The 12,958-nt window shown below is 50.0% G+C and carries 10 protein-coding genes; 6 read left to right on the plus strand and 4 right to left on the minus strand.

Annotated elements, in window-relative coordinates; genetic code table 11:
• Nucleotides 1–96 precede the first annotated feature (96 nt).
• Nucleotides 97–438, minus strand: coding sequence for a YkvA family protein (locus P4D80_RS14335; protein WP_421654681.1), 342 nt, complete (start codon nt 436–438; stop codon nt 97–99).
• Between the two features lie 488 nt (nt 439–926).
• On the opposite strand from P4D80_RS14335, the gene P4D80_RS14340 reads away from it, so the two are divergent.
• Nucleotides 927–1,580, plus strand: coding sequence for a MotA/TolQ/ExbB proton channel family protein (locus tag P4D80_RS14340; RefSeq protein WP_421654682.1), 654 nt, complete (start codon nt 927–929; stop codon nt 1,578–1,580).
• A 71-nt stretch (nt 1,581–1,651) separates the two neighbouring features.
• Complete coding sequence (locus tag P4D80_RS14345) at nt 1,652–2,251, plus strand: biopolymer transporter ExbD (RefSeq protein WP_421654683.1); 600 nt, start codon at nt 1,652–1,654, stop codon at nt 2,249–2,251.
• Nucleotides 2,252–2,345: 94 nt separating this feature from the next.
• Here P4D80_RS14345 and rpe read toward each other — a convergent pair whose 3' ends face one another.
• Complete coding sequence (gene rpe / locus P4D80_RS14350; protein WP_421654684.1) at nt 2,346–3,056, minus strand: ribulose-phosphate 3-epimerase; 711 nt, start codon at nt 3,054–3,056, stop codon at nt 2,346–2,348.
• Nucleotides 3,057–3,190: 134 nt separating this feature from the next.
• Here rpe and P4D80_RS14355 point away from each other — a divergent pair, with 134 nt between their 5' ends.
• Together P4D80_RS14355 and P4D80_RS14360 are read left to right on the plus strand one after the other, a co-directional pair.
• Complete coding sequence (locus P4D80_RS14355; protein ID WP_421654685.1) at nt 3,191–4,894, plus strand: S8 family serine peptidase; 1,704 nt, start codon at nt 3,191–3,193, stop codon at nt 4,892–4,894.
• A gap of 246 nt (nt 4,895–5,140) precedes the next feature.
• A complete protein-coding gene (locus P4D80_RS14360; RefSeq protein WP_421654686.1) occupies nt 5,141–5,974 on the plus strand; it encodes an Rpn family recombination-promoting nuclease/putative transposase in 834 nt (277 codons plus the stop codon).
• On the opposite strand, the gene P4D80_RS14365 is transcribed toward P4D80_RS14360, so the two are convergent.
• A complete protein-coding gene (locus P4D80_RS14365; RefSeq protein WP_421654687.1) occupies nt 5,928–8,777 on the minus strand; it encodes a TIR domain-containing protein in 2,850 nt (949 codons plus the stop codon). The genes P4D80_RS14360 and P4D80_RS14365 overlap by 47 nt on opposite strands.
• Before the next feature lie 683 nt (nt 8,778–9,460).
• Complete coding sequence (gene dacB, locus P4D80_RS14370) at nt 9,461–10,990, minus strand: D-alanyl-D-alanine carboxypeptidase/D-alanyl-D-alanine endopeptidase (RefSeq protein ID WP_421654688.1); 1,530 nt, start codon at nt 10,988–10,990, stop codon at nt 9,461–9,463.
• A gap of 137 nt (nt 10,991–11,127) precedes the next feature.
• Here dacB and P4D80_RS14375 point away from each other — a divergent pair, with 137 nt between their 5' ends.
• Both P4D80_RS14375 and P4D80_RS14380 read left to right on the plus strand, forming a co-directional pair.
• Nucleotides 11,128–12,486, plus strand: a complete 1,359-nt coding sequence (locus P4D80_RS14375; protein ID WP_421654689.1) for an alpha-amylase family glycosyl hydrolase — start codon at nt 11,128–11,130, stop codon at nt 12,484–12,486.
• Nucleotides 12,443–12,832: an alpha amylase C-terminal domain-containing protein gene (locus tag P4D80_RS14380; protein WP_421654690.1), complete on the plus strand. Its 390-nt coding sequence runs from the start codon at nt 12,443–12,445 to the stop codon at nt 12,830–12,832. Before P4D80_RS14375 ends, P4D80_RS14380 begins: the two co-directional genes overlap by 44 nt.
• Nucleotides 12,833–12,958 lie beyond the last annotated feature (126 nt).

Consider the following 12,958-nt stretch of genomic DNA (forward strand, 5'->3'; position numbering starts at 1 on the left):
ACCCATACAGTGTCGCCATACAGCGTCTTTCTTGAAATTTGAATAGGGTGAAGGGGTGGAACCCTTCACCCCCAACAAAACTTTCGTTTTGCCGTACTAGTCCATTTTGATGGCATTTACGTCAACTATATCCGGGTTCGAGGTGGCACTCGCATTCGCCGAATAAATCCCCTGATCTGGAGTATTTCCCTTACCAGCCTTCAGGCGTTCAAGCAAAAACTGTGACAGCTCTGCTACCAACAGCGAAGCGATGATACCATCGTCAATCCATCCGATAATGGGTAAAAAATCAGGGGCAATATCAATCGGACTCAGCAAGTAAACCAGCGTACCTGCAATAATCCACCAGCGATACTTAGGATTGCGAATGACGCTACGATACCAGTTGTAGATTGATTCAACAAAATTCATTTTTTGGCCAGGTTCTGTAATGCTCATCGTTTAGCCCTCTATTTACTTTCATAGTTGCAAGTTACTTAATAGACCTCCAGTGTGGATATCCTGTCCGTAGTGGGGGAGTAAACTGTACCATCAGGAATCAGGAATGGGAGGCGCAATTAGAACTGAAATTCTGTTCATCTGATTGAAAGAGAGTCTGAGTCTCTAAAATTGAAATGCTCAGATTTTGGTACGAAACATAGCCATAGTCATCAGACTTAGGATGGGGCGCAGGAGTGGAACTCCTTGGTTAGGGGCGGAAGCCCCTCCTTAAACCCAGTGTTCTAAGTAACCTGGCAACAGCTATAGTCAACCTTTGACTCTCAATATTGGGCTTAAAACGCCTTCTCCTGCTAACGTTTAAGTTTGAAACTTTTACCTCTATCTGGAGTCTAGAGTTCAAAGTTTGGGTTCATCGAACCAGAGGTATATGGAGGAATAGGTAGATTGTGAACGTTGGAGAACTTTTTCAGAAGGGTGGGGTAACAATGTTTCCCCTGCTGCTTCTCTCAATCCTGGCTCTGAGCGTCATCATTGAACGGCTGTGGTTCTGGTCGAGTGTATTGACGAAGGAGCGTGAAACTGTCAATCGTGTGCTGGATGCGGCGCGGCGAGATTGGGTTTTAGCTACTGAACTCGCCAGACAAGCCTACGACCAGCCGATTGGACGTTTCCTCTATAGTCCCTTGCAGCTTAAGAATGCTGATCCAGAGATGTTCCGACTGGCCCTGGAAGCAACCGCAGAGGATGAACTGGCATCTATGCGCCGGGGAGACAAAATTTTGGAAGCAGTGATTGCTTTATCGCCTTTGCTGGGTCTACTGGGAACAGTCATTGGATTGATTATTTCCCTGCGATCGATTCGGATTGGTGACATTGGTACGGCTTCGACCGCAGGCGTCACCGCTGGGATTGGTGAAGCGCTAATCAGTACGGCGAGTGGGCTGATTGTGGCAATTTTTAGTCTGGCGTTCTACCGTCTGTTTCAAGGGTTTCTTTTTTTTCAAGCAAAGGTTTTTCGGAAAGCTGGAAACGAGTTGGAACTTCTCTATCGTCAGCACTGGGCTCACGAAAATGGGGGTGATTCCCTCAAGAAGCCGGGGGAAGTGATTGCTTCCACACCAGAAGGAACCAGCCCCTGACAACTGAATCGCCGATCGGCCAGTCCAGGCTCCCCAATAATTCATAATCGCTACCTAACAAAATTGGCACGATGAAAGTTAACGTCGATTCCCCCACCGATGAAGTTCAGATTCAGCTAATTCCGCTAATTGATGTAATCTTCTGTATTCTGACGTTCTTTATCTTGGCAGCATTGCAGTTAACTCGCCAGCAGGCAATCAATATTGATTTGCCTAAGGCAAGTACAGGGGTAACTCAGATGCGTGACATGCTGATTGTGACCATCAATGCCACCGGGCAAACGTTTATTGATCGCCAGTTTGTCGATCGCAATCAGCTTTATCAGGCATTGCAATCCTACCGGGAAAAGAACCCGGATGGCTTGCTGGTGTTGTACGCCTCACAAACTGCGTTTTATAACGATGTGGTGCAAGTCTTAGACCTGATGCGGCAAGTGGGGGGCGATCGCGTTGCCCTGGCAACCCTACCCACAACCTCCCCCACGCCCTCTCCGGGTAACAACCTTCCCCCCACTATCAGCCCAACAATTACTCCATACAATCCCTTTGGCTCCCCTAGTCCCCTACCAACTTTCAATCCAGCGCAACCCTATCAACTGCCTCCCACAAGTGGACAAACTCCTGGCAGCGGCAGCCCAGATGCTACACCGGCTCCCAAAACTTTGCCATAAAGAAGGTAGATTTAGTGGGTAGTTGTCGGTGTTGTTAGTGATGGGAGAGGGGTAAGAGGGTGGATGGGTAGATGAGTGATAGGGTGCTCTGCGGCTATGAAACCTTAGCCAATTCAGGGGTTGGGCGTTTGCTGTTACGGATTCCTTCAATCTCCGCGGCGTAGTCCTTAGCTTTGAACACAGCCGACCCGGCCACGATCGCGTTTGCCCCTACTTCCAGTACTTTCCAGGTGTTGTTTGCTTTCAGGCCGCCATCGACTTCAATCCAGGGGTCCAGTCCTCGTTCGTCGCACATCTGACGCAACTGGCGAATTTTGGGTACAGCGGATTCAATAAAACTCTGCCCTCCAAAGCCAGGGTTGACACTCATAATCAGGACAATGTCACACAGTTCCAGGACATACTCGATCAGATCCAGCGGACTGCCGGGGTTGAGAACAGCACCCGCCTTCTTACCCAGTTCCTTGATTTGCCCCAATACGCGGTGTATGTGAATTGTGGAACTGGATTCGGCATGAACCAGAATGTGGTCAGCCCCGGCTTTGGCAAAATCGGCAACGTATTTCTCTGGCTCCACAATCATCAGGTGAACATCTAGAGGCTTTTGAGTAACCGGGCGTAGCGCTTCTACAATCAGAGGACCAATGGTGATGTTGGGGACAAACCGACCATCCATGACATCAACGTGAATCCAATCTGCCCCAGCGGCATCAACTGCACGAACTTCATCTCCCAGGCGACTAAAATCGGCTGATAGAATAGACGGAGCAACAACAACGGGTTTTCTGGATGGCATCTGGTTCATAGCGGGCTGTGTCTCCTAACGGCGCTTTGATGGTAATTATTTTAACAAAATGTGATGAAAGTCCCTGAGTCTTCTCAGGTTTTGATCCCTGCCCTCTGCACCCGTTGGTATAAACCCTTTATGGAGAGGCATTTGTGGCGCGGCAGCAAATTCTTGGCAGGTTGATATGGGTAACAGGAGTTTTAGCAACCATTTGGGTTGGAAAAGCTCTGGCAGAAGGTGATCCATTCCGCTCAAGCTCAATTGGTGAAGCGGGGATCGATGCTATCCGGTTACACAATTCTCCCTATAACTTAACGGGACGAAAGATTGCGATCGGGCAGGTAGAGATTGGTCGTCCTGGTCAGTTTGGGATTGATAAAGCTGTTGCTCAAAATCGGGTGATGTCGTTGCACCGGGTGTTTTACCGCAATGCTCCAGCGCGAATTAACACAAACGTGGACGGGCACGCTCAAAATGTTGCCAGCATTATGATTAGTTCAGCAAAGGCTATGCGAGGTGTTGCACCAGGAGCAAGGTTATACTCCTCAGCAGCGGGAACGCCTAAACGCTATGGACAACCAGAGGAGTGTCTGTCAGCTCAACATATTGCGATGCAGAACGGGGGCGATGTGCGAGCCATCAACTTTAGCTTTGGGGAGGCGCTGCGGCAAGATCCCCGCCCCAAACCGCTTCTGGATGGTAATGCCCTTCTGACCCAGTGTGTAGATTGGTCTGCCAGAGTCCATAACGTCTTGTATGTAGTGGCAGGCAATCAGGGGAAAGGCGGTATCTCCATTCCAACGGACAATTACAACGGTATCAATGTGGCGTTTACCAATCGTCTGGAAGGAGTTTTTAGAAAGGTTGATTTTGCCAATCTGGGTGATCCTACTGGGGTAGGCGCAATGATTGAAGGGGTGGAAAGTAATGTGGGCCCCCGGCGGGCAATTGGGCTAGTGGCGCCAGGGAATGAAATTACCATGGTTTCGTTGAATGGAAATTTGACCACTTCTAGCGGCACCAGTTTTGCGGCTCCTCATGTGACGGCGACTGCTGCCTTACTTCAGGAATATGGCGATCGCCAGCTCCGTTCAAGCTGCAAAAAACCTTCTGGCTGCACCCTTCCCTGGAGCCTGGATGCCCGCCGCTATGAAGTGATGAAAGCGGTTCTGCTCAACTCAACGGATAAGATTAAGGACGATGGTAGGGGATTCCATCTTGGTATGAGCCGCACCATTCTGGATAAGAACAATCATACCTGGCTGGAGTCAGATGCCTTCAAAAATCCTCGCATTCCGCTCAATGTGCAAATGGGGACGGGGCAGTTAAATGCATTTCGCGCCTATCAGCAGTTCAGCTCCGGACAGTGGAGTCCGAAGACACCTGTACCCGCGATCGGGTGGGATTATGGCACGGTGAATCTGGGACAGCCGGATAGGGGAGAAGGGGGAAAGGAGTCGGGCGAAGCGGAAAAAGGGCAGCAGAAAGCAAAACGCGAGAATAGTAGAGACTATGTGCTGGAAAAGCCTTTGCAGAAGGGAAGTTTTGTCTCCATTACGCTGGTCTGGGGTCGGCTGGTGGAATTAGTGGATAAGAATAAAAATGGTGAATTTGATATAGGCGAAAGCTTCCGCGATCGCGGACTGAACAATCTCGACCTCTACCTGATGCGGGCAGAAGACGAGGACGTGCGCAAAAGCGTCTGGTCATCCATTAGCGAAGTCGATAGCGTAGAGCACATCTTCCACCAGATTCCCGAAACGGAACGCTATAAGATTCGAGTTGTCTATCAGCAACGGGTAAATGAACCCAATCAGCCCTATGCCCTTGCCTGGTGGACCAGGCCTGCAAATTAACGTTTCATAGTAAGTAGCTGGGCGCAATTAAATTAAGGATAATTTCGGGGGTGGAGGGGGTGAAACTCCCTGCTTGGGGGCGCAGCCACCACTCCCCCCTTTACAATTAATTGTGGCTACCTACTTAGGGACTCGCCGAGAAATAACATCCCACTTCCATCCACCCATCCACCCATCCACCCCGTTCAACTTGGGATTTTATTTGTACGCTGATCCCTTATATCCTTCGACAATCTCTGCAAGCTTTTGGCAGAAAAGTACCCCGATCGCTTCGTAAACTGGCTTTTAAGGGAAACTCCTGCCTCGGTGAATGTGCTCAAAACTGAATTGAGCATCGAACCGATTCGCGCCGATTCCGTAACGCTGTTACAAACCGATCAGCGGATTGTTCATCTGGAATTTCAAACCCGAATTGAGTCCAATCCCCCACTCCCCCTCAGAATGTTGGATTACTGGGTCAGGTTGTATCGGCTGTATCGCTTGCCTATTACCCAGATTGTCGTTCTTCTGTTACCACCGTCAGATTTAGCAGAAATTGAAACGACCTTCAGCGTTGAATCTACCCGCCATGAGTACCAGGTGCTCAGGCTTTGGGAGCAAAATCCAGAGATTTTTCTCACTGATGCAGCATTACTACCGTTTGCCTCCCTGGCCGCAACCTCTGACCCTGTGCAACTGCTTCAACAAGTAGCCCAAGTGGTGAGTGAGATAGAATCAAATCAGGAACGGCAGGAAGTCTCTGGCTACGCTCAACTACTGGCAGGTCTGAAATTTGACAGACAATTGATTCGACAAGTCTTTTTGGAGGGAGTTATGCGGGAGTCTGTTGTCTATCAAGAAATTTTTCAAGAAGGTAAGCAGGAAGGCAGACAGGAAGGCAGGCAGGGAGGCAAACAGGAAGGCAGACAGGAAGAAGGATTATCCCTGGTACTGCTGTTGTTAGAACGGCGTGTGGGACAATTGCCAGATGAGTTGCGCGATCGCATCTCCACTCTAGACTTACCCCAACTTGAATCACTGGCAGTCGCCTTACTCAACTTCTCTCAAGTATCAGATTTGGTGGATTGGTTGGAGCAGTGAGAGGGGCGATTGCTCCCAATTTGGATGGTTTTTCATCGCGGACAATTCCGCTGCACATAGTGCGATCGCTCCCCTGCACAGTGGGATTGTAGGTCAAGTAATCCTGCAACCAGTGACAGCTATAGGTAATCAGGCTGTCCAGATTACCCAGATATTCCAGATTCCAGAGAACCCCGGTATTGTCTGTGCCAGTCGATGCCAGCGTTCTGCCATCGGGACTAAAGGCAATATTGGCCAGCGAATCCGTGTGACCTTGCAAAATTTTAAGCAACCTGCCATCCAAACTCCACAGCCGGATAGTTTTGTCAAAACTGGCAGAGGCAAGGATTTGACCATTGGGGCTAAAGCGGACACTTCTGGCATCCTGGGTGTGACCTTTTAACAAGCGCAGCAGTTTACCATCCCGGCTCCAGAGCTTGACGGTTTTATCGGAACTGGCGGTAACAAGGGTGTTGCCATCGGGGCTGAAGCTGACATCCCAAATACCTCCATCATGTCCCTTAATCGTTTTAAGCAATTGACCTTCGCGGTTCCAGAGTTTCACGGTACTGTCTGCACTGGCCGTGGCAAGGGCGTTGCCATCAGGGCTAAAGCTGACACTATTGACGCTATCTTTATGCCCGTTCAGCGTTTTCAGGAAGGTACCGTCTGCTTTCCAAAGTTTTACCGTCTTGTCCGCACTGGCAGTGGCAATGAACTGGCTATCGGGGCTGAAGGTAACTGACCACACGCCACTTTGATGCCCGGTTAAGGTATTGATCAGCCGACCGTCCCGGTTCCAGAGTTTGACGGTGAAATCATTACTGGCGGCGGCAATGGTCTGGCTATCGGGGCTAAAGCTGACACTAAATACTGCATCTTTATTATCAAGAGTGCGGAGATAGTTACCAAAGCGATTCCACAGTTTGACCGTTTTGTCCCGGCTGGCGGTGGCGATCGCCTGTCCATCTGGACTAAAAGCAACATCGAATACCCAATTGCGATGTCCTGAAAGGGTATGGAGGCGATCGCTGCGAACTCGCCAGATTTTTGCTGTTTGATCAAAGCTGGCGGTTGCCAGAGTTTCTCCATCGGGGCTGAACTGAAGACTGTATACCAGGTCCGTATGTCCCTTAAGGGTGCTGAGCAAGATTCCATCCAGATTCCAGAGTTTCACCGTCTGGTCATAGCCAGAGCTAGCCAGGGTTTGCCCATCGGGGCTAAAGCTAACGCACAGCACACCATCGGCATGACCACTCAGCGTATGCAGCAGGGTACCATCCAACTTCCAGATGCGGGCAGTTTTGTCATCGCTGGCAGTGGCAAGCAAATTGCCATCGGGGCTAAAGGTGACATCCCACACCCCTCGCTGATGCCCCACTAGAGTTTTCAAGCGTTTGCCATCGAGAGTCCAGAGCTTCACCGTCTGGTCAGTACTGGCCGTGGCAAGCGATTGCCCATTGGGACTGAAGACGACCCGTTTGACTTCGTTGCCGTGCCCCTTTAAGGTTTGCAGAAGTTGGCCATCGCGATTCCAGAGAATGACGGTGCGATCGCTGCTAGCACTGGCAATCCGTTGTCCATCCGGGCTAAAGCTGACACTGTTCACATTATTGCTGTGACCATTCAGGGTGTGCAGGAGTTTACCCTGGCGGTTCCAGAGTTTGACGGTTTTGTCCGCGCTGGCGGTGGCGATGAGTTGTCCATCTGGGCTGAAGCTGATATCCAGAACCCGGCTCTGATGTCCCTGAAGGGTTTGCAGCACTTTACCCTGAAGGTTCCAGAGTTTGACCGTTTGGTCCGCACTGGAAGTGGCGAGGGTCTTACCATCGGGACTGTAACGGATCTGGTAAATGCCACCTGCATGCCCTTCCAGACGATTCCGTTCTTTAATCGAGTAAATCGCCTGTTGGAGCATGGTTTCCACCTGTTCCTGAACGTCAGGATTATCCTTGGCCCAGGTAGCGGTTTTCAGCTTCCTTCCAGCTTTGAGCCCTTCAATCAGGGCTTCAAACTCTTTATTCGAGTTAAACAGCACTTCTGAAGAAAGGCTGATAGCGTTGATTTCATTCATCTCAGCCTGTCTGCGGCGAGATTCTGCCGTTTGAAACTGGCTGAATGCTACCAGACCCAGGCCAGTAGTGATCACAAAGCCACCAACGGCTGCAAAGAGGGCAAAAGTGATCCACTTGCGAACGGTTTTTTCTCGCTGAATTTCGGCTTCGTAGCGTTCAACTTCTGCTTTGCGGCTCTCGTTGATAAATTCCCGTTGCAGTTCGGTTGATTTGGGTTCCTTTTCAGTGTTCTGGGTCAGCCATTGTAAAACTGCATCCAGATCACTACCGCGCAGCAACAGGTCGGGGTTGCGATCACTGCCCCTCCACTCGATCGCTTTCACCAGAACCCGCGTATGCTGCCGCACGTAATCCAGATCCGTATCAATCGCCTTGAGCAGCAGTTGAAAGGACTGGTCAAAGTCATCGCTTTCCTGAAACAGCAGCCAGTTGTGCCGCTTGAGATCCGGGTGCAGCAGATTATGATCAAACCCATCTCGCCGCAGAATGGGGACTAACCGTTTATGGTTGTTAAGAGCGTGCTTCAGCTCATTATTACAAACCTGAGAGGCAACAGAGTCGGGGCTGATGACAAACACAAAGGTATCGGTGGCCTCGATACCTGCTTCAATTTCTTGCCACCAATCCGACGTAATCGGAATGTCTTCCCAGTCAACCCAGGTATCCCGATTCTGATGGGTCAGCTTTGCATGGAGCGCTTTGACAAAGTCTTTGTCTCGACGCGAGTAGGAGATGAACACCTCTGACATAGAACCTTCCTCCGGGGGCAAAGAGGACAATAGTGTCTTCAGCTAGTAAACCAAATTGTCCGGAGTCAAGAGGTTATTGTGCGATTGATTTAACCCTTGAGGGTAAGGGGCGATCGTTCAGTTCGGAATTAAATGATGTTCTAAATCTGTAGATAGGATTCTGTACAGGTGTTTCATGGAACGTTCCTACAAACGAAAACAACAATATGAACCACGCCCAGAATGAATTGATTGCTACTGTCAAGTTCTAATTCGGGTTGAGCGATTTCCATTGTTGAATTTCTGATACTAATTTAATGTGAAGCTACATAGAAATAATGTGAAGCTACATAGAAAAGTGCTTCTAAAATAAAGCTGTAGAACAAAACCGACATTACTTGTTCCATCGTCAGTTGATCAAACAGGTCTTGAACTCATTCTCGTAACGCTTGCAAGGAAGGAAATAGCTGATTTTTCAGCAGTTGTTTCAGCCATTGCCGAAACCGTTCAATAGGTTGAGTTCGGGACTATGGGCAGGTTGCACTAACGGAATCATGTTGCATGAGAGCATCTCGAATCTGGCGCTGCCTGAAATGGGCTTGATAAGCTTGTATTGCGTCTGAGGAGAAAGGCAACATGATTCAAAAAAATTGAGCCGTATTGAGTTTAGCTTAGTGCAGTTTCGATGCGTAAGTTCGGCTGATCTACTGGCACTCTCTTAAGCGAGTCAGCACCAACACAATATCGTCTACCGCACCCCGCATCGCTGATACCGAACCTCCCGATTGATTCACAATCATGCTCAACACCAGTGGCGTGTAGTTGGGGGGAGCCAGGTATCCAGAGAGGGAAACCACGCCTGAAATGTATCCTGTTTTAGCCACCAATCTCCCCTGGGCAGGCGTATTGCGGAAGCGCTTTTTCAATGTGCCGTTTTCTCCAGCAACTGGCAGTGAGTTGCGGAATGCTTGAGAATCCTCTGGATACTGGGTCATGGCCTGGAGGGTCTGTACCAGTGCTTCGGCGCTTGCCCGGTTACGGCTTGCCAGACCGGAGCCATCTACCATGCTGTAACCTTTGGGAGTTACTCTCATTTGTGTTAAAACTGCTTTCACTGCTGCAATTCCGCTCTCAGTTGCATTGGAGTGATTGGGATTCTGTATTTTACCCAGGGTTTTCAGCAACGCTTCGGCATAGATGTTATTGCTCTCCTGGTTGGTTTCAATTAGCAGATCGCGGAGCAACGGGGACTCGACAAATGCCAGTTCGGTTTCGGGCGATCGCGTCACCGTTGTTCTTACCAGCGTCGAGTTTGTTACGTCAATTCCAGCATTAGCAAGTGCCGTGCGAAACTTCTGCACCAGATAGTTGCCGGGGTTGGGCACAGAAACAGAAGTTGGTTCTGGCTCCGAACCTGCCCGCAGTTGGGCATCAATCCGCATGGCAAACTGGTTGCCAATTCGGTAAGCATCGACGTATTCTTCACCATTAGCGGAAACGGTGATTGAGCGATTATCCACACGCCACTGGCGGGCATCGTTGAGATCATCCCATTGAATTCGCAGGGGTTGTCCAACCCGTTGGGGAAAGAGCGTAAAGCCGATCGCATTCTGGTTCAAAATCAGGCTATTCACCGCGGCACCATAGCCTGCCAGGGTATCTTCCCGGTCCCAGTTGGGGTTCACCGCATCTCCACGAAAATAAGTGTCGTCACCAATTAGTTGGTTGACCTGCCGAATTCCTTTCTGGCTTAACTGCTGTGCCAGCGTATTGAGCTGAGCAGTAGTCAGGCTGGGGTCGCCGCGACCAACAATTCTGAGGGTTTCCAGGGAAGAATCAGTCGGATTTCCAGTAACTGAAGTCCGGATCTGGTAATGTTGCCCCAACTTTGCTAATGCCGCTGCTGTGGTAAACAGCTTGATATTGGAGGCAGGAATCAGCAGAGTGGATGGGTTGCGAGCAAACAGTGTTTGACGGTTGCCTGCATCGGCTGATCGCGTCTGAACCAGAATGCTCCAACGAGCGCTTCTAACGGCAGATCGGTTGAGAATAGGGGCGATCGCTCCCGTTAACTGGGCTGGACAAATCCCCGGACTCTGCCTTGCCTGGGCAAGTACCTGCTCTGAGTTGGGAGGATTTTCGACGCTGGCATTTGCCCGATTGGGCACCGTGTATTGTCCCGGTAAGAGAACGGCGATCGTAAAAGCAAGAACCCGGGTAAATCCATCATTCATTTCTTGACCGTGTTGAAAAGCACATGAAATCAGCCAACCCCTTCCTGAAGTTTTACGCCTCAAGGCATGGACAAGTACTTTAAACAATAAAAGGTTCTCTCATTAGCGAGATGCCCTGCCGCGACAAAAAATAGACAATGCAACCATCTACTTCTCACCCAACTTACGTTCCCAGGAGTAATATAGCAAGCCCTATAGAATTCAAGTTATTTGCTCCTTATAACGAAGGCGCAACCCTGATTGGAGATTTCTCCAATTGGGAAGACATCCCGATGAAAAAAGACAAAGAAGGGTTTTTCCGAACCACAGTCGATTTAGAAGACGGTGTTTATCAATATAAGTTTCGGGTTCAGTCCAAAAGCTGGTTCTTTGAGCCTGATCGGTGGGTGAGTATTACCGATCCCTACACGACTGACATTGATGGCAGTCGCTCTGAAGAAAACGGGATTGTTCGCATTAAGGACGGGCAACGGATTGTCGATACCTATGTCTGGCAGAACAATGACAAACCGCTGCCTCCCGATCATGCTCTGGTGATTTATGAATTGCACGTAGCAGACTTCTCTGGCGGTGAGGATGACCCAAAACCACGAGGCCGATACAAGCATGTAATTGAAAAGCTGGATTACCTGTGCGAACTGGGGATTAACGCGATCGAACTGATGCCTGTCAAAGAATACCCCGGCGACTATAGCTGGGGTTACAATCCCCGGTATTTCTTTGCCACTGAAACCAGCTACGGCACCACCGCCGAACTAAAACAGTTAATTGATGAGTGCCACGCTCGCGGTATTCGCATGTTTATGGATGGGATCTACAACCACTCCGAAGCCTCATCTCCTCTGACCCAGATTGACCACGACTACTGCTACCATCACGAGCCCCGCGATCCCGATAATAACTGGGGGCCAGAATTCAACTACGAACACTACGACGAAAATCTGGACACCTACCCAGCCCGCCGCTTTATTGGTGACACCGTCCGCTATTGGATTGAAGAGTTTCACATTGATGGCATTCGCTACGACGCCGCTCGGCAAATTGCGAATCATGACTTTATGCACTGGATCGTTCAGGAAGCCAAGAAGACCGCAGGCAATAAGCCGTTCTACAACATTGCCGAACACATCCCCGAAACCCCCAGCATTACCAATGTGGATGGCCCTATGGACGGTTGCTGGCATGACAGTTTCTATCACTGCGTCCTGGCCCACATTATTGGCGAAACCTTCGATCTGGAACAGCTAAAAGATGTGCTGGATGCCAAACGGCAGGGGTTTATGGGTGTCACCAATGTCGTGAACTATCTGACCAATCACGACCACAATCATGTCATGGCAGAACTGGGCGATCGCGGCATTTTAGGCGAAGCCGCCTTCCGTCGCCGCAAACTGGGTGCAGCCCTGGTGATGACCACGATGGGTGTTCCCCTGATCTGGATGGGCGAAGAATTTGGCGAATACAAGTACAAAAACCCCAGACCAGGCAAAAATTGACTGGACCCTGCTCGATGGCGACCTGAATCGCAACCTGCTTGAATACTACAAAGGCTTGATCCATCTGCGGAAAAACAACCACGCCTTCTACACCGAAAACATCGAATTCTTTCACGAAAACCCCGAAGCCAGAGTCCTCGCCTACACCCGCTGGAATGACGAAGGTTCCCGTGTCGTGGTAGTTGCCAACTTCTCCGACAACTTCCTGGCAAGCTACACCATCCCCAACTTCCCCACCAACGGCACCTGGCACGAATGGACGGGCAACTACGACGTAGATGCAGTGGACGGTAACCTGATGACCGACCTAGGCGAATGGGAAGCCAAGGTGTTTGTCTGGCAGTAGGAGTGATGGGGTAATGGAGCCCTAACCCATCCCCTTTCTCTGACAACTAACAACCAACAACTAACAACTAAAACCTCCCCGCCTCCTCTTGCCTGTGGTAAGATTGTAGACTGCTAACAAAATTAT

Source organism: Leptothermofonsia sp. ETS-13 (assembly GCF_049200465.1).
Taxonomy (GTDB): domain Bacteria; phylum Cyanobacteriota; class Cyanobacteriia; order Leptolyngbyales; family Leptolyngbyaceae; genus Leptothermofonsia.